The organism is Gelidibacter maritimus, from assembly GCF_014062315.1.
Classification (GTDB): Bacteria; Bacteroidota; Bacteroidia; order Flavobacteriales; family Flavobacteriaceae; genus Gelidibacter; species Gelidibacter maritimus.
On record NZ_JACGLT010000001.1, the window covers coordinates 357,989 to 380,797 of the forward strand.

Annotated in this window: 26 protein-coding genes; 19 read left to right on the plus strand and 7 right to left on the minus strand. The window is 36.7% G+C overall.

Translation table 11 applies throughout. The features are described from left to right. Nucleotides 1-124: 124 nt before the first annotated feature. From H3Z82_RS01565 to H3Z82_RS01620, 13 genes are all read left to right on the plus strand, one after another. Nucleotides 125-898 (plus strand): SOS response-associated peptidase, encoded by a 774-nt coding sequence (locus tag H3Z82_RS01565; RefSeq protein ID WP_182202119.1) that lies wholly within the window; start codon nt 125-127, stop codon nt 896-898. Continuing rightward, nucleotides 870-1,082, plus strand: coding sequence for a hypothetical protein (locus H3Z82_RS01570; protein WP_182202120.1), 213 nt, complete (start codon nt 870-872; stop codon nt 1,080-1,082). The genes H3Z82_RS01565 and H3Z82_RS01570 overlap by 29 nt, the downstream gene beginning before the upstream one ends. Nucleotides 1,083-1,108: 26 nt before the next feature. Then, nucleotides 1,109-1,882, plus strand: a complete 774-nt coding sequence (gene ku / locus H3Z82_RS01575; protein WP_182202121.1) for a non-homologous end joining protein Ku — start codon at nt 1,109-1,111, stop codon at nt 1,880-1,882. Between the two features lies 1 nt (nt 1,883). Next, a complete protein-coding gene (gene ligD, locus H3Z82_RS01580; protein WP_182202122.1) occupies nt 1,884-4,307 on the plus strand; it encodes a DNA ligase D in 2,424 nt (807 codons plus the stop codon). Between the two features lie 149 nt (nt 4,308-4,456). Beyond that, nucleotides 4,457-6,595: a catalase gene (locus H3Z82_RS01585; protein WP_182202123.1), complete on the plus strand. Its 2,139-nt coding sequence runs from the start codon at nt 4,457-4,459 to the stop codon at nt 6,593-6,595. A 284-nt stretch (nt 6,596-6,879) separates the two neighbouring features. Continuing rightward, entirely contained in the window at nt 6,880-7,035 is a 156-nt protein-coding gene (locus H3Z82_RS01590) for a YqaE/Pmp3 family membrane protein (protein WP_182202124.1), read from the plus strand. A 23-nt stretch (nt 7,036-7,058) separates the two neighbouring features. Further along, nucleotides 7,059-7,637, plus strand: coding sequence for a DUF421 domain-containing protein (locus tag H3Z82_RS01595; RefSeq protein WP_182202125.1), 579 nt, complete (start codon nt 7,059-7,061; stop codon nt 7,635-7,637). 11 nt (nt 7,638-7,648) lie between these two features. Continuing rightward, on the plus strand, nt 7,649-8,326 hold the full coding sequence (gene gntA, locus H3Z82_RS01600) for a guanitoxin biosynthesis heme-dependent pre-guanitoxin N-hydroxylase GntA (protein ID WP_235982224.1): 678 nt from the start codon (nt 7,649-7,651) through the stop codon (nt 8,324-8,326). Next, a complete protein-coding gene (locus H3Z82_RS01605) occupies nt 8,323-8,916 on the plus strand; it encodes a DUF1989 domain-containing protein (RefSeq protein WP_182202127.1) in 594 nt (197 codons plus the stop codon). The genes gntA and H3Z82_RS01605 overlap by 4 nt, the downstream gene beginning before the upstream one ends. A gap of 131 nt (nt 8,917-9,047) precedes the next feature. Further along, a complete protein-coding gene (locus H3Z82_RS01610; RefSeq protein ID WP_182202128.1) occupies nt 9,048-9,332 on the plus strand; it encodes a hypothetical protein in 285 nt (94 codons plus the stop codon). Between the two features lie 144 nt (nt 9,333-9,476). Further along, a complete protein-coding gene (locus H3Z82_RS01615; protein ID WP_182202129.1) occupies nt 9,477-9,638 on the plus strand; it encodes a hypothetical protein in 162 nt (53 codons plus the stop codon). 111 nt (nt 9,639-9,749) lie between these two features. Then, entirely contained in the window at nt 9,750-9,884 is a 135-nt protein-coding gene (locus tag H3Z82_RS19705) for a hypothetical protein (protein WP_262890672.1), read from the plus strand. 6 nt (nt 9,885-9,890) lie between these two features. Beyond that, a complete protein-coding gene (locus H3Z82_RS01620; RefSeq protein ID WP_182202130.1) occupies nt 9,891-10,142 on the plus strand; it encodes a hypothetical protein in 252 nt (83 codons plus the stop codon). A gap of 183 nt (nt 10,143-10,325) precedes the next feature. Here the strand turns inward: H3Z82_RS01620 and H3Z82_RS01625 are convergent, their stop codons facing one another. Both H3Z82_RS01625 and H3Z82_RS01630 read right to left on the minus strand, forming a co-directional pair. Beyond that, complete coding sequence (locus H3Z82_RS01625; RefSeq protein ID WP_182202131.1) at nt 10,326-10,475, minus strand: hypothetical protein; 150 nt, start codon at nt 10,473-10,475, stop codon at nt 10,326-10,328. Between the two features lie 325 nt (nt 10,476-10,800). Continuing rightward, a complete protein-coding gene (locus tag H3Z82_RS01630) occupies nt 10,801-11,145 on the minus strand; it encodes a hypothetical protein (protein ID WP_182202132.1) in 345 nt (114 codons plus the stop codon). Nucleotides 11,146-11,474: 329 nt separating this feature from the next. Here H3Z82_RS01630 and H3Z82_RS01635 point away from each other — a divergent pair, with 329 nt between their 5' ends. After that, the gene (locus tag H3Z82_RS01635; protein WP_182202133.1) at nt 11,475-11,882 is read left to right on the plus strand and encodes a hypothetical protein; all 408 of its coding nucleotides are present in this window, start codon (nt 11,475-11,477) and stop codon (nt 11,880-11,882) included. A 31-nt stretch (nt 11,883-11,913) separates the two neighbouring features. Here the strand turns inward: H3Z82_RS01635 and H3Z82_RS01640 are convergent, their stop codons facing one another. Then, nucleotides 11,914-12,804, minus strand: coding sequence for an endonuclease/exonuclease/phosphatase family protein (locus H3Z82_RS01640; protein WP_235982234.1), 891 nt, complete (start codon nt 12,802-12,804; stop codon nt 11,914-11,916). A 280-nt stretch (nt 12,805-13,084) separates the two neighbouring features. Here H3Z82_RS01640 and H3Z82_RS01645 point away from each other — a divergent pair, with 280 nt between their 5' ends. Together H3Z82_RS01645 and H3Z82_RS01650 are read left to right on the plus strand one after the other, a co-directional pair. Then, complete coding sequence (locus tag H3Z82_RS01645; protein WP_182202135.1) at nt 13,085-13,882, plus strand: M90 family metallopeptidase; 798 nt, start codon at nt 13,085-13,087, stop codon at nt 13,880-13,882. Nucleotides 13,883-14,202: 320 nt separating this feature from the next. Beyond that, nucleotides 14,203-14,766, plus strand: coding sequence for a DUF6642 family protein (locus tag H3Z82_RS01650; RefSeq protein ID WP_182202266.1), 564 nt, complete (start codon nt 14,203-14,205; stop codon nt 14,764-14,766). An 84-nt stretch (nt 14,767-14,850) separates the two neighbouring features. On the opposite strand, the gene H3Z82_RS01655 is transcribed toward H3Z82_RS01650, so the two are convergent. The 4 genes from H3Z82_RS01655 to H3Z82_RS01670 all read right to left on the minus strand — a co-directional run bounded on the left by H3Z82_RS01655 (nt 14,851) and on the right by H3Z82_RS01670 (nt 18,264). Then, a complete protein-coding gene (locus H3Z82_RS01655; RefSeq protein ID WP_182202136.1) occupies nt 14,851-15,453 on the minus strand; it encodes an alpha-ketoglutarate-dependent dioxygenase AlkB family protein in 603 nt (200 codons plus the stop codon). Nucleotides 15,454-15,580: 127 nt separating this feature from the next. Next, a complete protein-coding gene (locus H3Z82_RS01660) occupies nt 15,581-16,228 on the minus strand; it encodes an outer membrane beta-barrel protein (protein WP_182202137.1) in 648 nt (215 codons plus the stop codon). Nucleotides 16,229-16,525: 297 nt separating this feature from the next. Continuing rightward, entirely contained in the window at nt 16,526-17,248 is a 723-nt protein-coding gene (locus H3Z82_RS01665) for a LytR/AlgR family response regulator transcription factor (protein ID WP_182202138.1), read from the minus strand. Beyond that, the gene (locus H3Z82_RS01670) at nt 17,245-18,264 is read right to left on the minus strand and encodes a sensor histidine kinase (RefSeq protein WP_182202139.1); all 1,020 of its coding nucleotides are present in this window, start codon (nt 18,262-18,264) and stop codon (nt 17,245-17,247) included. The genes H3Z82_RS01665 and H3Z82_RS01670 overlap by 4 nt, the downstream gene beginning before the upstream one ends. Before the next feature lie 238 nt (nt 18,265-18,502). Between H3Z82_RS01670 and H3Z82_RS01675 the strand changes: the two genes are divergently transcribed. The 3 genes from H3Z82_RS01675 (at nt 18,503) to H3Z82_RS01685 (ending at nt 22,373) form a co-directional block, all read left to right on the plus strand. Continuing rightward, a complete protein-coding gene (locus H3Z82_RS01675; protein WP_182202140.1) occupies nt 18,503-18,925 on the plus strand; it encodes a DoxX family protein in 423 nt (140 codons plus the stop codon). Between the two features lie 27 nt (nt 18,926-18,952). After that, nucleotides 18,953-21,415, plus strand: coding sequence for an outer membrane beta-barrel family protein (locus tag H3Z82_RS01680; protein ID WP_182202141.1), 2,463 nt, complete (start codon nt 18,953-18,955; stop codon nt 21,413-21,415). Between the two features lie 232 nt (nt 21,416-21,647). Next, nucleotides 21,648-22,373 carry a flavodoxin family protein gene (locus H3Z82_RS01685; protein ID WP_220459110.1) on the plus strand — a complete coding sequence of 242 codons (726 nt, stop codon included), beginning with the start codon at nt 21,648-21,650 and terminating at the stop codon, nt 22,371-22,373. The last annotated feature ends 436 nt before the right edge of the window (nt 22,374-22,809 follow it).

Consider the following 22,809-nt stretch of genomic DNA (forward strand, 5'->3'; position numbering starts at 1 on the left):
TTCGATTTTATATCTTTTAAGAGCTCATTTTGAAATATGAAGTTTCTTTTATTCTGCAAGTAATTAAAATTGGAGATTTTATGTTAATTTAAATTAGTGAAACTTAATTTTTAAAAGTCACAATATGTGTTACGATATAAAGACATCCGTTGCATCTCAACTTAAACGTGCCGAACGCAAAGGAGACAAAAATGCTATAGATGAAATAATGGAGCGGCTTGTTCCATTGACCGATTTACCGCTATATCATGCCATGGGTTTTGATCATCCAGACTTATTGATTTATACCAATCGTTCGCCTGAGTTCCCGGAAGTTGCTACTTGGGGTTTAATACCACACTGGGTACGTGATGAGGCACAAGTGAAAAAGATATGGAATTCTACTCTCAATGCTCGGGGCGAAACAATTTTTGAAAAGAACTCGTTTCGTACTGCCGCAAAACAATCACGATGCCTGATTTATGTTGATGGATTTTATGAACACCATCATTTTAATAAAAAGACCTATCCTTTTTTTATCCATCGGAAGGATAAAGAACCGATGATTCTTGCCGGACTATATAATGAATGGCATAATCCGGGTACAGGAGGTAAACTACTTAGCTTTTCCATTGTGACTACTACAGGTAATGCCATGATGGGGAAAATTCATAATAATCCTAAATTGGAGGGGCCTAGGATGCCAGTCATATTACCAGATGAATTGGCCGATAAATGGCTTGTTGATTATAACGACGCACTTGATCAGCAGTCAATTGAAGAATTGATAAAAGAGTACCCGGCTACTGAATTGACAGCCTTTACTGTTAATAAATTACGAGGTAAGCATAGTACGGGTAATACAGAGGAAGCATCACAACCTCACAATTATGCAGAATTACCAACACTCCAGCTTTAATGAACACGCTAACATGGTCATCACGGGTTCAAAAAAAGCAGATCTAAAATCAGATTGGGATGTGCTTTTTGGTGCGATTCAAGTGATCTACTCTAAAACTAACATCGACTTTAATTCTGTAGAAATCTTAATTGCGTTACAAATTTCTTGTATTGAACGCGCCTATTTCTATTTCAATGATTAAATTTTCGAGTTATAAAAAAATAGATTATGAGATCAGTTTGGAATGGCACCATAAGCTTTGGGCTTGTATCGATTCCCATTAAAATGTATACGGCATCAGAAGGTCGTACCTTAGATTTGGATATGTTGGATAAACACGATCATGCAAGAATCCGCTATAAACGGGTCAATGAGGATACGGGTGAAGAAGTGGAATGGAAAAACATTGTGAAAGGTTATAAGAAAGATGACGGTTATGTCATTCTTGAAAAGGAGGATTTTGAAAATGCAAATGTCAAGAAAAGTAAGACCATAGACATTGAAGAGTTTGTGGAGGAGTCTGAGGTGGCTGACATGTTGTTTAAAAGCCCTTATTACCTTGAACCACAAAAGGAAGGCGGAAAAGCTTATAATTTACTCCGTGATGCTTTGAAGAAAACGGGCAAGTTGGGGGTGGCCACTTTTGTGATGCGCCAAAAGGAAAATCTTTCGCTTATAGGCGTTTATAAAGATGTGATTGTGTTGCACGTTATTCGGTTTGCGGAGGAAATTCGTGATCCTAAGGAAGTCAAAATTCCAAAAACGAAAACCTCTGATAAAGAAATTAAAATGGCCGAAACCTTGATTGAAAATTATACAGAGAAATTTGATTTCACTAAGTATAAAGATGTCTATAACAAACAATTGCTTGACATTATCGAATCCAAGGCTTCGGGAAAAAAACTAAAGGTAGAAAAAACCAAGAGCGAGCCTACCGCTGCCAAGGATTTAATGGCAAAATTAAAGGCCAGTTTGGAAGCGCGCAAAAAGAAAGCCTCATAGCATGAGCCTCGAGGAATACAGAAAAAAACGTCATTTTAAAGATACTCCGGAACCTGAAGACATTATTGATAATGACAATAAGTTTCGCTTTGTCATTCAACGCCATCGTGCCAGTCATTTACATTATGATTTACGATTGGAAATGCAAGGTGTCCTAAAAAGTTGGGCGGTACCAAAGGGCCCTTCAATGAATCCAAAAGATAAACGATTAGCGGTGCATACCGAGGACCATCCTGTGGCTTACCTTACTTTTGAGGGCGTGATTCCCACAGGTAATTACGGTGCAGGAAAGATGAGCATTTGGGATGAGGGCCACTATGAAAATTTATATCCTGATAATGATGTCACTTCAGATTATGCTTCGGGAAAATTAAAAATTGTATTTCACGGCGATAAAATAAAAGGCATATTCACCCTGGTGCGTTCTACTTCAATGAATAAAAAAAATCAATGGTTATTTATTAAGCACGCCGATGAATTTGCCACGGATATGAATTATAATGCCGAAGATTTTAATTTGGAAGTTTCTGCGAACACCCATGAGCAAGACGCTCTAAATTTGAAATCTATGGTCAAACCCATGCTGGCCTCTCCAGGCACTAAGATTTTCAACGATAAAAACTGGATTTACGAGTTGAAATATGATGGATATCGTGTTTTGGCGAATATAAATTCTGGTCAGGTGGAACTGTATTCAAGAAATGGCATCTCTCTAAACGAAAAATTTAAGCTTATCCATGACGAACTTGGGGGTGTTGAACATACGGCTATTTTGGATGGTGAAGTGGTGCTCTTGGATGCTAAGGGATTACCACGATTCAATGCCTTACAAAATTATTCCGTCACATCTACCAAAGGTGTTTTGGTGTATTATGTTTTTGATCTGTTGCATCTCAATGGCCACGACACTATAGATCTCCCATTATTGGACAGAAAAGAATTATTGAAAACCTTAATTGAAGACTTTCAACACATCATGTATTGTGATCATGTGGACGCCATGGGCATCACCGTATTTGAACAAGCATTAGCCATGGGTATGGAAGGCGTTATAGCCAAAAAGGCCGATTCTACTTATGATCCCAATCTGCGATCGTCCAATTGGTTGAAATTTAAAAATATTGAAGATACGGAAGTCATCATTTGTGGATACACCTTGTCCAAGAACAAAGCTCGCAAATTCGCCTCCTTGATTTTAGGGATGGTAGAGGAAGAGAACCTGGTGTATGTGGGAACTTGTGGTTCGGGATTCACCGAAAAGCAAATGACTGAATTATACAATAAGTTTGAACTACTTAAAACCGATACGCCAATCTTTCAAATTGGTGAACATCTGAAAGGTCGAAAAGCTGTTTGGCTACGTCCAAAATTGGTATGTGAAGTGAAATTTTCAGAATGGACACCTAACAATATTATGCGCCATCCTGTCTTTTTACGTCTAAGGGAAGATAAATCGATCCCGTTTCACCAGACGGATGAGATTATTTCGGAACAACCTGTTAAGAAAATATCTTCTGATTCAGAGTTTACCTTAGAAGTAGATCAGATCAAGGTCCCAATTACCAATCCTGATAAGATGTATTGGCCGGAAGCAAAATTGACAAAATATGATCTTTTGGATTATTATATTAAGATGTCCGATTATATACTACCTTATTTAAAAGATCGACCTGAGAGCTTACATCGTCATCCTAATGGTATTCAGGGAGATTCGTTTTATCAGAAGGATCATGAAAATCTGCCCACTTGGATTGATACGGTTGCGATAGCTTCAAAATCTTCAGAAAAGGAGCTTAATTATCTCTTATGTCAAAATCAAGCAACCTTAATTTACATGAATAATCTGGGTTGTATAGAATTGCATCCTTGGCATTCAACCCTATATCAATTGGATCGTCCTGATTATGCCATTATTGATTTAGACCCTTCAACGGACAATACTTTTGAGCAGGTCATTGAGACTGCATTAGCAACAAAAGCGGTGTTGGATGATGCTAAAATTAAAGGGTTTTGCAAAACCTCAGGTGCCTCCGGAATACATATTTACATTCCTATGGGCGGAATGTACACGTATGAAGAAGCGAGGGATTTTACCAAATTGTTATGTGTTTATATACATGAGCAACTGCCAGAATTGACTACCATGGAACGGTCACTTAAAAAAAGAGGTCCAAAAATATATTTAGATTATCTACAAAATCGGAAAGGACAAACTATCGTGTCTGCTTACAGTGTTAGACCTGTAAAACAGGCTACGGTTTCCACGCCTTTGGACTGGTCAGAATTGAAACTGGGAGTAAAAGTTTCTGATTTTAATATCAACTCTGTGCCTGAGCGTGTGTCAAATCAAAAGGATTTGTTTAAAGGCATTTTAGGAAAGGGTATAAATATGGATGCCGTCATTGATCAATTAATGAAACTATAAAGCGGATGTAATATGGTTTGGGACATGGGTTATAATTATTAGCAAATGTGATAATAAATAATAAGGAAAATATGGAAATTTAAGGGTTAAAATCCTTTTACAACGGTTTTACAGCATTATTTATAGACGATACTAAAACTATACACATCATGGCCAAAAAAAAGAAAGCGTCTTCTACCTCCAAAAAGATAGAGGATTTAAAATCATTTGAAGTAGAAACCGAAGGAACCACCATGACCACAAACCAAGGTCTCAAGGTGAATGATACCAATAATTCCTTAAAATCAGGAGAGCGAGGATCAACCTTACTTGAAGATTTTTTATTAAGAGAAAAAATAACCCATTTTGATCATGAAAGAATTCCTGAAAGAATTGTGCATGCAAGAGGAAGTGGCGCACACGGATATTTTGAACTTTATGACAGCATCAAAGAATTTAGTAAGGCTGGGCTATTTACAGACACGTCCAGAAAAACACCGGTTTTCGCCCGATTTTCAACGGTGGCAGGCTCTAAGGGATCCACAGATTTGGCGCGAGATGTGCGTGGGTTTGCCGTAAAATTTTATACCGAAGAAGGAACGTGGGATTTAGTAGGAAACAATATGCCCATCTTTTTTATTCAGGATGCCATGAAATTTCCCGATTTAGTCCATGCGGTCAAGCCTGAACCCAATAATGAAATTCCCCAAGCTGCATCTGCCCATGATACCTTTTACGATTTTGTCTCCCATGCCACGGAAACCTTGCACAATCAAATTTGGGTCATGAGCGATCGGGCCATCCCGCGGAGTTTGAGGATGATGGAAGGGTTTGGGATCCATACTTACCGATTGATCAACGCTAAAGGAGAATCCCATTTTGTGAAATTCCATTGGAAACCAAAATTAGGTGTGCATTCGGTCACTTGGGATGAAGCCGTCAAAATAAGCGGTGCAGATTCAGATTTTCACCGTCGGGATTTATGGGATGCCATTGAAGCTGGTCAGTTCCCGGAGTGGGAATTTGGAATTCAGGTGGTTGCCGAAAAAGATGAACATAAATTTGATTTTGATCTTTTGGATCCCACCAAACTGATTCCGGAGGAAATGGTGCCGGTTAAGATTATCGGTAAAATGACGCTGAATAAAAATCCTGAAAACTTTTTTGCGGAAACGGAACAAGTAGCATTTTTGCCCGGCCATATTATTCCAGGAATTGACTTTACCAATGATCCTTTGTTGCAGGGACGCTTGTTTTCTTATAGAGATACCCAGCTCTCGAGATTGGGATCACCAAACTTTCATCAAATTCCTATCAATAGGCCAATTATGCCAACGCATAACAATCAGAGGGATGGACATATGCAAATGGATGTTCCCAAAGGGCAAACGGCCTATTTCCCGAATAGTCTAAGTGGTGGATGTCCTCATCTTTCAAAAATGTCAGAAGGTGCCTTCACTTCTTATGAGGAACGAATTGATGCACGAAAAATTAGAACGCGGAGTGAAAGTTTTTCAGATCATTTTTCTCAACCCGCATTGTTTTATAGAAGTCTTACAGATTGGGAACAACAGCATGTCACCGACGCTTATATTTTTGAATTGGGAAAATGTACGCAACAACATATTCAGGAACGCATGTTGTATATGATTGCTCAGATAGATAATGATCTTTCCAAAAAAGTAGCTAAAGGCTTAGGGCTTAAAGTGCCTAAATCTATTGATAAGCCAATTAATCAGGCCATAGGAGCTGATGCAGAAGTCTCGAAACATCAGCCGCCGAAAAAGAAAATTTATTTGGACGAATCTCCAGCCTTGAGTCAGGCAAAAACAAAATTTGATACCATTGCAACCCGTCAGGTGGCTGTATTAATTGCCGATGGGTTTTCAATGAAGGATTATAAAAAGATGACTGATACGCTGAAAAAAGAAGGGGCCATGATCAAAAATATAGCACCACACGGAGGTACGGTCAAGAGTGACGATGGCACAGTGCAAAAAGTCGATGCAGCTATCGCTACAACAGAAAGTGTGCTTTTTGATTCACTATATATTCCTGGAGGAAAGGAATCAGTGAAGGAATTACAAAAACATGCAAAATTCATAAAGTTTATCAATGAGGCTTTAAAACATTGTAAAGCTATTGCTGCAGATCATGACGGCGCGAAATTGTTAGATGAAACCTATGTCAAGGATTTTAAAGACGATGAGGCCATCTGTATTGATGCCAAACCTTCAGTATTTATTACTGCCATGGCACAACACAGAAATTGGAACCGAATGAAAAAAGCAGAGAAAATTCCTGTGTGATTAGTCAATGCTTATAGAAAACGTCACAACGTTTTAAGTGGATGTTGAACCAAACCTTGCGATAGAAACTCCCTGAGGTTTGGTTCTTTTTTTTCAGCATTTACGATTCTAAGATAACCCTGCAATAATATATACATAGGACCGCATATAAAGCTATAATGATTGGATGTTCTTACTTATGAGTTCACATTCTGGCGAATCGAATTAATGGGTTTATTGCATTCTCGTTAATTTTACAACGATACATTATAAGCCAGTTGGCAATAAACTAAACTCAGAAATTTATGTCGTTAATTACAATTATTTTAAACATTTTATTACCGCCTTTAGCCGTCTTTATGAAGCACGGAATTGGTTCAACATTTTTTATAAGCCTTATACTAACACTTATAGGTTGGCTTCCAGGAGTCATTCATGCTTTTATTGTAAATGGTGATTAAATTTCTCTTAAAATCCACATAAGATGCACAAGATTTTAACCATTTCCATTCTATCGAGTTCAGGTAACCCATTGGATGAAGCATTGGAAGCACTATTCAGTCTTAGTGAAAAATCTTTCTATCTCATACTGCTGTCCACGTTTTTAATTTACGTGGCAGTAATTATGCTCACCAGAGTTTTTGGGAAACGAAGTTTTTCCAAAATGTCTAGCTTCGATTTCGCAATGACCGTGGCGGTTGGCTCCATGATTGCTACCACGATTTTATCAGACAGTGTTAGTTTTTTGGAAGGTGCCGTAGGGCTTCTTTTTGTGTATATCTTTCAATTGACCGCAGCCTTTTTTCGCAGATACAAATGGTTTCGAAAAATTAGTGACAACCAGCCTACTTTAATTATGGATGGTGAAAACATATTGAGCGAAAACATGAAAAAGGTCAGGGTAACGGAAGGGGATCTTCGTTCGAAATTAAGAGAAGCTAATGTGGTAAAACTCTCAGAGGTAAAAGCCGTCATTTTTGAATCTACAGGCGATATGGTGGTCTTACATAAAAATAATGATGATGTTATTGACGAATGGTTGTTAAAGGACGTACAACGATAATTAAAACGATTATGGTGGAGACTGATTTAAATACAAAAACAAACATAGAATCTGAATATCGCAATTTCATCCTACGAGATAAGCATCCTTGTATTATGGCCAATGCCATGTTTAAACTGAACAATTACCATTTGAAAATCTTTGATGACATGACTTCTGACGCGGTTGTCCATCCGATTTTAAATGCTATCGAAACCTATTTGGAGCATTATGATTTTGAGTCCAATGATTTTGAATCCTTAATTCTCTGTTTCAAGGAGAATCATTTCAATTCAGAACTTGATTTCGAAAATGCGCTTTGGAATCTCTTGCAGAAATTGCATGACGCCGACGATTCCGAATGGGATTCTGAGGTAAGTAATGATGCGGAAGATCCGAACTTTAGTTTTAGCCTCAAGGGAAATGCATTTTATATTGTGGGCATGCATCCCAACAGTTCCAGGTTGGCCAGGCGTGCCCCATATTGCACAGTTGTACTGAATTTACATTGGCAATTTGAGCGACTACGTGAGATGGGTACCTATCAAACTATTAAAAAGAGAATTAGGCGTCGTGATAAAAAATTACAAGGTTCTATAAATCCAGTATTAAGAGATTTCGGAACCGATTCTGAGTCCAAACAATACAGTGGAAGAGCTGTAGAAAAACATTGGAAATGCCCTTTCCATGCTAAAACTGAACACTTATGAATGCTGTAAATATTATTCAGCCGCAATCTGGCGCTGCTTTCGAATTAAAAAAAGGAGACGTCCTTACCGTAATTGATCCAAAAGGACAGCAAGTTAGTGACATGGTAGTTTTTAATCGAGATGATACCAAGGAGAAGTTATCTGCTGGGAAAACTATGGATTTTGAGGAATCTATTCTTCTGACTAAAGGCAACTTTTTATGGAGTAACAGGTCGCGGAAAATGATGGAGATAATGGAAGATACAAATGGCCGGAACGATTTCCTTCTGGCGCCTTGTAGTCCAGAAACCTTTAAGATAATGTATAACAATCCAGACTATCATCCCAGTTGTTTGATAAATCTATATAGAAACCTTCAACCTTACCATATTGAAATTGATGATATTCCAACGGCGTTCAATGTATTTATGAATGTACAGTTTGATGCCAAGGGGAAATTAAAAGTATTGCCACCAACTTCGCAGGCAGGAGATTTGGTACGTTTTAAAGCGGAAATGGATCTTATAGTTGCCTTGACGGCATGTTCGGCAGAAGACAGCAATGGCGGTACCTTTAAACCAATACATTATACCATTACTCATAGAGATTGATGGATATAATGACAGCGATTAGGCTGAAGCCAATAAGAATATAAGCTTTTGTTTAGAACAAAGATTTCGTTTAATTAAGTCAACAACATTGCCATGCTCTTTATAACTTGATAATTGTTAAAATCATTATTATGAAGATAGACGATGACATTCCAGAGAAACGCGATGAATATGACGAAATTTTACGTTCACGACATGTTGATGAAACAAGTGTAGAAGCTATTTGGGAAAGGATTAAAGCTGATTATCATCTTAAGTATCCAAATTTGCATGAGCGCGACTTGAATTATTTGCCGGGAGAGTTTGATAAAATGACGTCACTGATTGCAAGCAAAACGCAGCGATGTCGCGCGGAAGTAAATAACGAGATTCGAAGTTGGGAAGAGTCAGAAACTGAAGAAGACGGTATAGTATAAAAGATTAAGAATAGATCTTAATTTTTGCCGATAAGTCATGATATCTTAAATATTAATGACCTCAATTTTGAATTTTTTTTAATTCACTAAGGATTATTGAAACAAACTTCTCTGTATGACCACAGCTATTAAAACATTTATATTATGACAGATGACAAAAAAGAATTTGATCCAGAAAAAGACAAAGAGATCAAGAAAGGGCCACTTAAGCCTGAGCATAAAAATCAATACGGGGGAAGCCCGAATGTTAAAGAACGCAATCTATCTGGCCGTGTAAAATCAGATAAGAATAAAGATGATAATTAGAATCTTGTTTCTTGATGAAATGTGGGATGTAGTCAATATCCTTGGCAATTAAGTCAAATGGAATTGTTACTTATACTTATCTTATTCTTATAAATTTTAAAATCATAAATCATGAGCGATAAAAAGAAAGAAGAAACAGATAGAAAAGAATCGAGTACAAAACATGCCAGAGGCAGCACAAAAGTACATAGCGAAAAAGATGATTCCACACAGGATGGATTTAAACCAAATGAACCTAAAAAATAGAAAATTATGAGCTTAGACAAAGACAATATTAAACACCATGGTTATACCGAAGATAGTAAACTGAATCCTTCAGATGATAGTCTTGAGGGTAGATGGAGTAATATTCAAGCGGATTATCGGAAAAAACATCCAAATATTACCGATGAGGATGTGGATTTCAAATCAGGAGAATTTGACCACATGATTGCGAGTATTGCCAGAAGAACCAATAGAAGTACTGAGGATATAAAAAATGATATCCGAAACTGGAATAAGTAATTCTGAAAAATCTATGAAAAAGAAATTGTATTAAATATTTCCCGATATTTAATTTAAAAAGTCTAAGCATTTAGTTGCTTAGACTTTTTTTTGAATGAGCATTAATTTGTAGTAGCTTAAATATATAGTTTTCTAAACCTCAAATCGTTTTCAGATGTCGCTTGGTCCATCAAATTTAGAAATCTACTTATTTAATCGCTTAGCTGATCTTTCATTTTTATCCTGAACTAATTTATAGATCAGATAACCAAACTGAATTCCGACGAGGACAATTTGTGCTTTCCTACTTCTGAATATGGTTGATGCTGCGCCTAATAATAATGTGGGTTTCATATGCTTTTTTTTTAAGTTTCATCTAATATAACAACTCAACGCGTATTAGATTGACCCAGAACCGTTAACTCTTAATCCATAAAAGCATTGAAAAAATGCTTATAAATTATAGCTGAAAATAAATAAGGATAAAAACCTTGAACGCATTTACGGTATTGCCGGCATTATAACTCCATAACAAGCCGAGTATTAATGGTTGAAGAACTTTAAATCAATGCTTTAGACATCAACAATAGCGTGGATTGACCGGGATAAAGAAATGCTTTTTTTCGAGAATCGATACGGTATCAACTATTAAATAAGTCAATGATAAATTTATCTCTTATTAGTCTTTATGGTCAGGTGGCAGCATAAAGTCATCTCTGACATTATCCTCAGGAATCAGATTCATAAAGTTATGGATGGAGTTGTCTGCATTGGCACCGTAACTTGCTAATAGTGTTCCTTTACTGCCGTCAGTTGTTTCAATAACGTATAATAAGGACATGTCTGATGGATTGGTCATACCCTCATAACGGTGCTCTTTTAAAATAGTAACATCCTGCGGATTGTATTTATTCTTCGATTTTATATTCTGCAATTGATCGTCAACAATTTGAAACTGATCAGTAAAACCAGCGGCTTCATAACGCCGAATATAGTCCAATTCGTTTTTGCTATTTTCTTTCATAACGGTATTAATGGTATTAGATTTTGATTTATATAGAATCTTAAAGATCCACTCTTAATGGCAAATAGACTATCACAAATGAATTAATCTTTAATCTAATTGATTAATCGTTCGCAATGGAAACGTCCAGGCCATTGTCTGTTTTTTAATTGTACAAAATAACCAACACTAAAATTAAGCATTATTTATCAGGATACTTTGGAGGTTTTGAAAAATTCAATCTGAGCGCTCGGATTACCGCTTGGATAGGGTTAATATTTTAATTTATAAGAATCATACCATTGTGTATTCCTTTCTAACTTTAGTAAATAGTTTATAATACTTATAATATGAGCACAGATAGAGATAAAGAAAAACAAAATCGGGATTTTGATGAAAAGCGACAAAATCAAGGTCAGAAGCATGTTCCGAAAGCGTCTGATCAGGACAAAAATCAAAAGATTTCAGGCAATCCAGAACGCCTTAAGGATAATGATCACCGTATGGACCAGCGTGCAAATGACGTTCAGGGTGAAGTTGATTATGGAGAAAATCGACATCAACCTAATGAGGAAGCAAACCGTGAGGTTGAGAATCGTTGGAAGGCTATAGAAAGTGATTATAGAAAACGCTATCCCAAAATCACCGATGAGGATGTCAACTATAAATCAGATGACTTTAATAGCATGACCAAACGTATTGCAAAACGTACCAACAGAACACCCGAGGAAGTCCATAAGGAGATTAGCAATTGGTAAAATAATACACCTGTTTTTTCTTAGGTTGATATTAGTCAACTAATATTAATTCCACATACATTGGAAAGTGGTCAGATCCTATTTTTGACAGACGTTCCAGTTTTTTCAAATTAAATTCGTCGGTGACCAGCACGTGATCAAGTGGCCACCTCATAAGAAAATTATTTGCATTAAAACTATTATAAAAACCTCTGCCGACCCTCAGGTCATATAAACTGTTTTTTGTCCCCGTCAAATCATCAACATACGACCACACCACGTCATTGAAATCACCTGCCACAAGAATTGGGTGTTCTCTGCCCTCAACTTTTTTTCCTAACTTTTTTAGAGCATTTTCTTGCTCACCAGCATTGTCAGGTAGTTCCTGAAAGTGTGTAGGAGGAACAGGATGAACGGCATGAAAGCTAAAGTTTTTGCCGTCTTCAAAAGTAATGATACTTTCAAAAGAGGGCACTTTCTCATTCGTTAAATAATTCACTTCTATTTTTTTTAACGCTAGCTTGCTATATAACACCATTCCATAGGTTTCTTCGTTAATGGCATGATGTGAAAAAGGATAATCATTTGTAAGTGTGTTAAGTTCATCATGCCACCATGAATCCACCTCCATTGCCAAAACCAGATCGGGCTTTTTTGATGCAATCAATTCAATGAGCTGCGGCGCTTTTCGATTGGACATTTTAACATTGGTCAATAAAAGACTGAATTGGTTGTCTCTGCCTTTCACATGTTTTGCTGTTGGTACTTCTACAGGTACAAGTGTGGTATAATTGATTAGAAAATAACTCTGAATAGCAATTCCTATTAACAATCCAGAAACTAATAGTTTCTTTAGCCATTTCCGTTTTCCTTCTGCAATTAGTAGTAATATGATGAGGATAATAGACAAGATAAATAATTGAATTCTTGGAAAATCAAGCATTTTTAAATATCGATTTTCCGTATTTCTGAAAATAGAAAGTATGGAGGCTAGAAACAGAATAACGGCAGACAGCTGAATAATTATGGTTAAGATTTTCTTTGTTTTTACCATTAGCTTTGTATCATACAATTAACGACAGCATCTTTATTGCAAAAAGTTTTTAATGCTGATCTTTTTCTGATCCTATTTCCCAGGCGTAGGGATGTAATTAGCTACTTTTAATTTACATTGCAGAAATTACAACTTATAGAAAGAACTTTTATCAATAATTTAAATTTTTATGGTTTATATATTTATTTTACTAGTGATTCTAATATTTGGGATTCATTTTTATCGAAAATCCAAACGGCAGAGGGTTCAGCCTTTTCCTGAGCATTGGCGCCCATTGTTAACAGAGAATGTCCTTTATTATAGAAAACTTCCTAAGGCTAAACAACTTGTTTTTGAACAAAGAATGATGCAGTTTTTGAGTGAGGTTTATATAGATAGCGTACAGATGGAGATAGTAGAATTGGACAAAATTTTAGTTGCTGCAAGTGCAGTAATTCCAGTTTTTGGCTTTAAAGAATGGCATTATACTAATTTAAGTGGGATTCTTTTATATCCAGATAATTTTAATGAGGATATGCAATTTGGTAGTAAAGATGCCGATCGTTATATCGGTGGGGTCGTCGGCAACGGACGTTTTGAAAAACAAATGATCCTATCCAAGAAAGCATTATATCACGGCTTTAAGAATTCGACCGATAAAGGCAATACTGCAATTCATGAATTTGTACATCTTATTGATAAGTTGGATGATAGGACAGATGGCGTGCCGGAACGCTTATTAGAGCATCAATATACGATACCATGGTTAAATTTAATCCATAAAGAAATGGAAGCCATAAACAATAATAAATCTGATATTAGAAAATATGGAGGCACAAATCAGGCAGAGTTTTTTGCAGTTGCTTCAGAATACTTTTTTGAGCGTCCAGATTTACTTAAAAGAAAGCATCCGGACCTTTATAAAATGTTGGTGAAATGTTTTAATCAACCACAAGGCGCTGCGAAAAACACATCGATAACTACATGAATTAATAATTGACCTCCTTATCTGAAACCTTCTACAAAACAATCAGAATAGTCAACCTTTTGATAGTGAATTTCGATTCTTCTCACCTGTGGTTTTTATTGCCTCGAGAGTTGCTCCAATCAGAAGCTAATTTCTATTCATACCTCGTAGGATTTCCGGCTCGTGCCAGTAGGACGTACTCAGCGACTTTGGATTTGATCTTGGCAGAACTATTAAAGATGGATGCTATAACAGGAATATGTCTTATTGTTGAATAACTTGTTAAACAGATCGCAAATTGCGAGTTTTGTAAATTGAAAAAAAATATAGAGCAGAGTTTTATGGAACATGAACACTTTATTTTCTGCCTGGAGGCCATTCCAGATGTTGATTCTGTCCATAATACCGAAGTGGTCAAAATCTTAGAGGAAATTGCGCTGCAACAAGGTATAGCAAGTATTTATAAGACCTGTGATACCATTGAAGGTTTGGAGGAAAGCTTAAACGCACTGCTATATGACGATCATCATTTCAAAGATTATGAGATTATATACCTCGTCGTGCCAGGAGAGGCTAACAATATCATGCTGAATAACTACTATTACAGTATAGAGGAAATTGCCGAAATTTTTGAAGGAAAAATGAAAGGTAAAGTGATCCATTTTTCAAATGACAAAGTTTTGGATTTATCAGAGGAGGAGTCGCAATACTTTCTCGATGTTACCGGTGCTCGCGCCATTTCGGGCTATGGCCGGGCGATAAGTGAAATTCCAAGTTATAGGACTTTAGATCGCGCCTATTTTAGTCTATATCAGGAAAATCATGACCTAAAAGAAGTGGTGGAAGAACTTTTCCAAAAATATTACGACCTCTGTCAATTTCTTGATTTCAGATTGTATTATTAATTGATGTCCTAATTTTGATGTCAAAATAGTCATCATTATCGACAGAACCTTTTGAGAAGTAAGCCATATTATAAACTCCGCTTATTAGGTTGCAATAGTCCTAAAGGTTAAATTAAGTCGCGGGGTTGATACTTTCTTGGTAGGAGGTAAGCGGTGCAGCCAATTGGCTTGCGTATGGCCTTTCATGACCAATAAGCTTCCGTTTTCCAACACCACGGATACTGTTTGTTTTGTGATTTTATGTTTGAATGCAAATTTTCGAGCTGCACCTAAACTTAACGACCCTATAGCGCCGTTCTTTTTTAAATCCTTTTCATCATCGCTATGCCAAGACATGCCTTCATCTCCAGTGTGGTACAAATTTAGCAGACATGAGTTAAAGGTTTCTCCGGATTGGTCTTCGATAATCTGTTTTAACTCTAAAAGTTCTTGGGTCCATGGTAAAGCCGACTTGGTGGTTTTTGAATAGGTGTATTGAAATGGGGCATCGCCATACCACGCTACCTTACGCTTGGTGACTATTAGTTTTCCGAAAATAATAGTCTGGTCGTGCTCCCATAAAATATTTTTCAATAATTGATCAAAATAATGACTCGCGTTCTTAGAGTCAAGGATACTTCCATAATAACGGACATCTCCATCAAATGGTAATATGTTTGATTCAGGTAGGTTGTTGAATAAATCCATGCTTACTTAGTCTTCATTTACAAACCTTGAGCTTCGTGATTGAGGTTCTGCGGCTTGTAGCGTGCGTTATTCATCAAATTTGATCGTTTTATATACCTGCTTTGGAATGAGATGAATTACAAATCTGTTAAAAAGCCAAACCGATGCCAACCCCAAAATTAAGTCCAAATCCAGTGATGTTTTCATCTTCTCTTTCAAAAGACTCATCCGTATCTCCAAATACAAAGCTTGGTCCGGCGTAGGGATTTATGGAAATGTTTTGCGCTACCAAGAACTGATACCCCAATAAGGCTCGGACATTGTACAGCTCTAAGTCTCTCTGTTTTATTTGCTCCGTATAGGATTCTTCATTATCGCTATTTCCATTGGGCTCAAGTTCAAGTGCTGATAAACGCTCTTTGTATTTCATGAATTGAATTCCTGGCCCAATATAAAAACCCTTTGGTGCCTTATGATTTCTCATATAATGTCTATAATCAATATTCACTGAAATGATTTCTTTTCTATGATGGGTATCTATTGGATTATTCAAGGGTTTGCCAAAAAAATCTAAGTACAGTTCTTGAAAATCGTTTAGATTGTAGTTGTTTGTTTTACCAATTCCGAAGCCAAGTTGTAGTGTTGACCGGTCATTAAGTACACGCTCATATTGCACATCGTAGATGTTGGAAATGAGCAATAGCGAATTTAGTTTTACAACATTTTTCTTAGTCTCTTGGGCGCTTTTTGTAATCGAGAACAGAATAGCTATGACAATAAAAACAAACTTTTTCATGGCTCAGATGGTGGTTAAGAATTTTTTAGATGTGGTTTTATGAATGTTCAATTGGTTATTTACTCTAAGATAATCAAAAATATTTTACTTTTTAAAATGATAATAGACATAGACGGGAAAAATCTTTCAATGTAAAAATTAGAGCTGATAGAACACATTGAAGAAGCGTCAAGATCATAAAATTTAGTCCTTATAAATTGACCATAACTTTTTTGTCGACACACAAGCTAATAGTATTGATCCAAAAATGATGAGCAATAAATAGCCATGTTCTTCACAAGGTTGAGGAGCCAATTTTTACATAAACCGATCCATAAAATCATTTTTAAAAGCTCTTCCTAATGGAACTTTTATATTGTTTTCAAGAACGATTTGATTTCCTGAAACTTTATTGATTTTAGTGGTATTAATGATGTAGGACTTATGAATTCGTTTAAATTTTTTCTGCGGCAGAACATCTTCCCAATATCGTAAGGATTCCGACGAAAGGTGTTTCTTATTCGCCAGGTGTATCTCGGTGTAATCAGAGTCGACCATTATAAAAACAATGTCATCTATATTTATCCTGATATATTCATAACCACTTTTAATATAGATTTCCTCTGTATGGTTTTTGGTTTCAGTTTCAACATCGTTGGCTTGTAAATTTGATACCGATGTGGCCTTTGGATCAGAAGACCTATTTAATTTTGAAATGGCTTGGATGAACCGTTGAAATGAGAAAGGTTTTAATAAATAATCAACCACATTCAATTCGTAACCTTCCAAGGCGTATTCTGAAAAAGCAGTCGTTAAAATGACTTGTGGCGGATTTGGAAGCGTTTTTAAGAAATCAATCCCAGATAATTTTGGCAAATGGATGTCCAAAAACATCACATCTATCTTTTCTGAATTCAAGACTTCCATGGCTTCCAATGCATCGGTATAAGTGCCTACTAAATTTAGTGTACCCATATCTTCAATGTATTTTTTTAAAATACGTTGCGCTGGCATTTGGTCTTCGATGATGATGCAGTTCATATGTTCTTAGTTTTACTTAAATCGATGGTCAAGTCAACATTATAAAGGTTGTTATTAGTGTCAATTTTTAGCGTATGACAATTTGGATATATCAATTCCAAACGTTTTCTGACATTTTCCAAGCCTATTCCATTATCCAGACTTTGGGTATTGCTCTGTTTCAAATACGAATTGTTACAGATAAAATGTAAAATTCCATTATCGGACACCTTAATGTCAATGACAATAGAAATATCTTTAGACTGACTTGAAACGCTATGTTTGAACGCATTTTCGATAAATACTGAAAGTATCAAGGGCGCTATTCTATAGTTGGATGGTATATTGCCAATTTCAAAAGTAACCTCACCACGTCCTTCCACCTGAAGTTTGCTCAATAAAATATAATTCTCAATATGTTCCATTTCCTTTTTAAGGGGGACAAATGGTGCTTGACATTCATACAGCATATAGCGTAAAACGGATGAAAGCTCTAATATTATTTCGGGAGTTTTAGGTGATTGTTCAACGGCATGGGCATACAGGTTGTTCATATTGTTAAACAGAAAATGAGGATTGATCTGCGATTTGAGAAATTGCAATTCGCTTTCCTTGACCGAATTCCTCAATTCAATGACCTCCTGTTGTTTTTTTAAGGCATCCCATGCAAATTTAAAGCCCACCAAAATGGTAATGGTTGGCATCGTACTTAATAAATTATAAAATACACCCAGGAATTTTCTTCCTCTCGTATCTGGATAAAAAATTTGTTCCAAAAATGCTTCTTCCACAAAAATCACCAAAGCAATAGTCACAAGCGTATATATGGCAAATTCCAAATACCTGTTACGATAAAGGAAGCGCGGTAACAAGGCATAATTGATAATAAGTGCAGCTATCGCATAGTTAAGGAAGAAATAAATTTGGTGGAATTCGACTCCTGGCAAGCGTCGGTCAAATCCAAAAAAAAGAAACACCAAAACATTGAGGATGATCTGAAAAACAAGCTCTTTTAAATTTATATGTGATGTAGACATTTTTAAAATTATTTCATAAAAGTAAGTAATTCATAAGATTAAAGCTTATTGAAACTCATCATCAACCCTCTGAATACTGCAAACGGCATTTTTATGCCTCTAAACGGAGATGTGCTTTTCACGGTAAAAGTTCTGTCGTTCGTATGAAAATATTTTTCTCCATACGATGCTATGGGTTTCTTTGTTCCATCAAATTAATTAAAACAATTGTAAACATCACTAATTAATACTCGCAAAAATGAAATCCTTAGAAAAACTCACTTTTAATGATTTAGGCCTCTTAGTTTTAAGAGTGTTCCTTGGATTGACCATGTTGTTTGCTCATGGCGTCGGAAAATGGGGACGGCTATTTGGTGGTGGTGAAATCCAGTTTAGAGATCCACTAGGCGTTGGAGATACCACCTCGTTAGCTTTGGCAGTTTTTGCTGAAGTTATCTGTAGCATATTATTGGCTCTCGGACTAATGACACGCTGGGCATTAATCCCACTTATCATAACCATGGTGGTGGCAACATTTATCGTTCATAGCGCAGACCCATTTGGGGTAATGGAGAAAGCAATGCTTTATGGGGTTGGTTATATTACAATATTCCTGACGGGTCCAGGTAAATACTCGGTTGATTATTACTTGAAAAATAAAAGAGCAGTAGTCAAGTCATAAAACGATCAGATAATAAAAACTAAATTTATGAAAAAGTATATCAGCATTCTTATTATATGTATGTCAATGGTCTCTTTTGGTCAAAATCCAAATGGCGATTCAAAAGAAGTCATGATTACCGGAAATATTATTGAGGCCTCCACAGGTGCGCCTTTAGAATATGCAACTGTAGCATTTACTGATATGCAAGGTAAGATTGTAACGGGTGGTATTACTGATTTGGAGGGCAAATACGCCATTAAAGTGCCTGCTGGAATGTATAAGGTTACTTTTGAATTCATCGGTTTTTCAACTAAATCTCTGGAGAATCAAAATTTGACCGAGGACACCACCTTACCTACTGTAAGTTTAGCTGAAGATTTAGAGAGTCTGGACGAAATTGTGATTCGTGCAGAAACCACAGAAGTTGTTGTAAGACTTGATAAAAAGATCTATAATATTGGTAAGGACCTTACCACTAGTGGCGCAAATGTTGGCGATGCACTCTCAAATGTCCCCTCGGTTACTGTTGATATTGACGGTTCAATTGCTTTGAGAGGAAATGAAAATGTACGAATATTGATTAACGGCAAGCCTTCAGCAATTGCAGGTTTTGGATCTACTGATGCCCTGCGTGCACTGCCGGCAGATGCTATTGACCGGGTAGAAGTCATCACTTCGCCTTCCGCGCGTTATGATGCCGAAGGTACTGCCGGGATTTTGAATATTATTTTAAGGAAGGAAAAAACCTTGGGCTTAAACGGATCTTTACAAACCAACGTGGGGGTGCCGGCAAGCAGTAGTCTTAATGGAAATATTAATTTACGGACCGACAAATTCAACATTTTTAATAATACCGGCTGGCGTTATCGAGAATCTCCCGGAAAAGCTTATTTTAGTAACCAATACCTGTCCAGTAACATCATAAATCCCCTGGTTATTGAAAATAGAGACATGGATCGTATTAACAGAAATTTCAATACCAATTTGGGAATTGAATACTTCATTTCTGATAAAACGAGTGTTACAGCATCAGCATTTTTCTCACATGGAAATGATGATGATGAAACAATTAATAAAACGGATGAATTTGACACCAATAATGATTTGGCCATAAGTAGAGATCGGATCGAATACGAATCGGAAACCGATACCAACTATCAATTGGCCTTAAATTACATTACCAAGTTCGACGATAACGGCCACGAATTAAAAGCCGATTTGCAATTTGAAAAAGAGAATGAAGAGGAAATCTCGTTGATTAACGAGAACAACACCTATCCAAATGAAGTGGTGCTGCCGTCCGAATTTATTACCACAGATGAAAATCAAAAGGAATATTTGGCTCAGATTGACTATGTACGTCCCATTGGCGAGAATGCACAATTTGAGGCAGGCTTTCGCGGTAATTTTACGGAGACTGTTACCGATTACGAGCTGACTGAGCAAATGACAGCTGGTGGTAGTTTTATTCGAAATGATAGTTTGTCCAATATGTTTACCTATAACGAAAATGTAAATGCCTTATACTCACAGTATGGTAATAAATATGGGAAATTTTCGGTATTGTTGGGTTTGCGTCTTGAACACACTCAATTAAAGGGCGAAGTAGATGCGGAGAATGTCGAAGCCAATGGCGATGATGCACTCAATATTAATTTCGATAAGTCGTACACTGGCTTATTTCCGACATTAAATCTGACCTATGAACTCAATGATCGTGAAAGTATTACTTTGGGCTATAACCGACGTATCAATAGGCCAAGAGGTCGTTGGATCAATCCGTTTCCATCCCGTTCAAGTGAAGCCAATATCTTCCAGGGCAATCCCAATTTAGACCCAGCTTTTGCCAGTGCTTTTGATCTCGGTTATCTTAAGCGTTGGAGTAAGCTCACCTTGACCTCTTCTATTTATTACCAACATGAAACCGATGCTTTTGAACGCATCCAGGAAGATACGGGTCAAGAAACTTCCAATGGTATCCCCATTATTAGAACACTTCCTATCAATTTAAGTACCAATGAACGTATTGGTTTTGAAGTTGGTATTTTATATAATCCGGCCAAATGGTTGCGTCTTAACGGAAGTTTTAACTTTTTCCAGTTCAATACAGATGGCGAATTTAACGGTATAGACTATGGTGCAAAAAATACCAGCTATTTTGCCAGGGGAAGTGCCAAGGTGAGCCTGCCATATAATATAGAATGGCAAACCAATGCTTTTTATAGAGGGCCTTCCAATAATTCGCAAACCGAGAATGATGGTATTTTATCCGTTGATCTGGCCTTGAGCAAGGATATCCTAAATGACAATGCCACTGTAGGATTTAATGTCAATGATTTGTTTAATTCGCGTAAACGATCCTCTCTTACCACTACGGATACCTTTATCAGCGAGAGTGAATACCAATGGCGCCAACGTTCGGTTAATCTATCTTTCACCTATCGCTTTAATCAGAAGAAAGAAAGAAGACCTCAAGAAAGTAGGGATGATGATGAAGGAGAGTTTTGAGACAATTGCTTTGCGCCCTTGCTCTCAGGAAGTTTAAGATCAGGTTTTAGGTAAAATGCTCGAACCGATTTTCAAGAGTTTCAAATTGAACATCATCTTATTATAGGAAACCAATTAAGGTGAGGATTGGTTTAATTGGAACATATTGGATTTGGAATTGAATAAATAAACAATTAATTTGTTGGTATTGATGCGTCTTACCGACCGATTTATTGTAATCAATCCAAATATTATGAAAAACAATTTCTCTGATTTAAAAGCCATCTATGTCAACTGTACATTAAAAAAATCACCTGTTCAAAGTCACACTCGCAATTTAATGGATGTTTCTATAAATATTATGGAATCTGAGGGGGTCGCAGTAGAAGTGATCCGATTGGTAGATTACGAGATTCCCGTGGGTGTCCAGCCCGATATGACCAAAGAAGGTGCATCTATAGATGAGTGGCCTGAACTCTATAAAAAAATAATTGAGGCCGATATCTTGGTCATTGGAACTCCCATCTGGTTAGGAGAACGTTCTTCTATTTCTACTAAACTTATAGAACGTCTCTACGCCATGAGTGGACATCAGAATGATAAGGGCCAATATGTTTATTATGGAAAAACCGGAGGCTGTATTATTACTGGGAATGAAGATGGTGTAAAACATTGCGCTATGGGCATTCTTTATGCGCTTCAACATTTGGGTTACAGCATTCCACCACAGGCAGATGCCGGTTGGATTGGTGAAATCGGTCCGGGTCCGAGTTTTGGAGATAAATCATGGGACGGCAAAAAAATAAATCCACCCACAGGTTACGATTCTTCTTTCACCAATAGAAATATTACTTTTATGACTTATAATTTACTTCATCTTGCCAAAATGTTAAAGGTGAATGGAGGTTACCCTTCTTACGGAAATTCCATAAAAGAATGGGATGACGGCAAACGATGGAATTTCGAAAATCCAGCATAGTTATCATTTTCTAATTACCGTGAATGCTCATTTATTTGAAAATAGAAAACGGTTATTTTCCGATCACTTTACATATTATGCAGCATTTACAGACGCTCCTTTGGCGAGGGTAGGGATGAGTACTTGTGATATACTTGGCGAAACAAAAATTGGACGTAAGTCTATTTTCAGAACTCCTTACCATTACTAATTAGCAACCCTAATTAAATACTGTGTTCATTCACGTCATGATAAGGCTCTTAATGTAAAATTGGACAATAAACCAGGGAAGCCACCGATAATTCAGAAATATCACGAATAGGATGATTGTTTTTATCTTGAAAGCGTATCTTCGCTTTGATTCCCACCCGTGGGTTTTAATAACCCGAGGCTTACCTCGATCGAAAAGACAGTTCCTTATTCATACCTCGTGAGTTTGCTCTGAGGATCTTGATTT

Bases quoted from the DNA above. Each gene is read 5' to 3' on its own strand.
- H3Z82_RS01565 (WP_182202119.1), top strand. From the start codon at position 125: ATGTGTTACGATATAAAGACATCCGTTGCATCTCAACTTAAACGTGCC.
- H3Z82_RS01570 (WP_182202120.1), top strand. From the start codon at position 870: ATGCAGAATTACCAACACTCCAGCTTTAATGAACACGCTAACATGGTC.
- ku (WP_182202121.1), top strand. From the start codon at position 1,109: ATGAGATCAGTTTGGAATGGCACCATAAGCTTTGGGCTTGTATCGATT.
- ligD (WP_182202122.1), top strand. From the start codon at position 1,884: ATGAGCCTCGAGGAATACAGAAAAAAACGTCATTTTAAAGATACTCCG.
- H3Z82_RS01585 (WP_182202123.1), top strand. From the start codon at position 4,457: ATGGCCAAAAAAAAGAAAGCGTCTTCTACCTCCAAAAAGATAGAGGAT.
- H3Z82_RS01590 (WP_182202124.1), top strand. From the start codon at position 6,880: ATGTCGTTAATTACAATTATTTTAAACATTTTATTACCGCCTTTAGCC.
- H3Z82_RS01595 (WP_182202125.1), top strand. From the start codon at position 7,059: ATGCACAAGATTTTAACCATTTCCATTCTATCGAGTTCAGGTAACCCA.
- gntA (WP_235982224.1), top strand. From the start codon at position 7,649: ATGGTGGAGACTGATTTAAATACAAAAACAAACATAGAATCTGAATAT.
- H3Z82_RS01605 (WP_182202127.1), top strand. From the start codon at position 8,323: ATGAATGCTGTAAATATTATTCAGCCGCAATCTGGCGCTGCTTTCGAA.
- H3Z82_RS01610 (WP_182202128.1), top strand. From the start codon at position 9,048: ATGAAGATAGACGATGACATTCCAGAGAAACGCGATGAATATGACGAA.
- H3Z82_RS01615 (WP_182202129.1), top strand. From the start codon at position 9,477: ATGACAGATGACAAAAAAGAATTTGATCCAGAAAAAGACAAAGAGATC.
- H3Z82_RS19705 (WP_262890672.1), top strand. From the start codon at position 9,750: ATGAGCGATAAAAAGAAAGAAGAAACAGATAGAAAAGAATCGAGTACA.
- H3Z82_RS01620 (WP_182202130.1), top strand. From the start codon at position 9,891: ATGAGCTTAGACAAAGACAATATTAAACACCATGGTTATACCGAAGAT.
- H3Z82_RS01625 (WP_182202131.1), bottom strand. From the start codon at position 10,475: ATGAAACCCACATTATTATTAGGCGCAGCATCAACCATATTCAGAAGT.
- H3Z82_RS01630 (WP_182202132.1), bottom strand. From the start codon at position 11,145: ATGAAAGAAAATAGCAAAAACGAATTGGACTATATTCGGCGTTATGAA.
- H3Z82_RS01635 (WP_182202133.1), top strand. From the start codon at position 11,475: ATGAGCACAGATAGAGATAAAGAAAAACAAAATCGGGATTTTGATGAA.
- H3Z82_RS01640 (WP_235982234.1), bottom strand. From the start codon at position 12,804: ATGCTTGATTTTCCAAGAATTCAATTATTTATCTTGTCTATTATCCTC.
- H3Z82_RS01645 (WP_182202135.1), top strand. From the start codon at position 13,085: ATGGTTTATATATTTATTTTACTAGTGATTCTAATATTTGGGATTCAT.
- H3Z82_RS01650 (WP_182202266.1), top strand. From the start codon at position 14,203: ATGGAACATGAACACTTTATTTTCTGCCTGGAGGCCATTCCAGATGTT.
- H3Z82_RS01655 (WP_182202136.1), bottom strand. From the start codon at position 15,453: ATGGATTTATTCAACAACCTACCTGAATCAAACATATTACCATTTGAT.
- H3Z82_RS01660 (WP_182202137.1), bottom strand. From the start codon at position 16,228: ATGAAAAAGTTTGTTTTTATTGTCATAGCTATTCTGTTCTCGATTACA.
- H3Z82_RS01665 (WP_182202138.1), bottom strand. From the start codon at position 17,248: ATGAACTGCATCATCATCGAAGACCAAATGCCAGCGCAACGTATTTTA.
- H3Z82_RS01670 (WP_182202139.1), bottom strand. From the start codon at position 18,264: ATGTCTACATCACATATAAATTTAAAAGAGCTTGTTTTTCAGATCATC.
- H3Z82_RS01675 (WP_182202140.1), top strand. From the start codon at position 18,503: ATGAAATCCTTAGAAAAACTCACTTTTAATGATTTAGGCCTCTTAGTT.
- H3Z82_RS01680 (WP_182202141.1), top strand. From the start codon at position 18,953: ATGAAAAAGTATATCAGCATTCTTATTATATGTATGTCAATGGTCTCT.
- H3Z82_RS01685 (WP_220459110.1), top strand. From the start codon at position 21,648: ATGAAAAACAATTTCTCTGATTTAAAAGCCATCTATGTCAACTGTACA.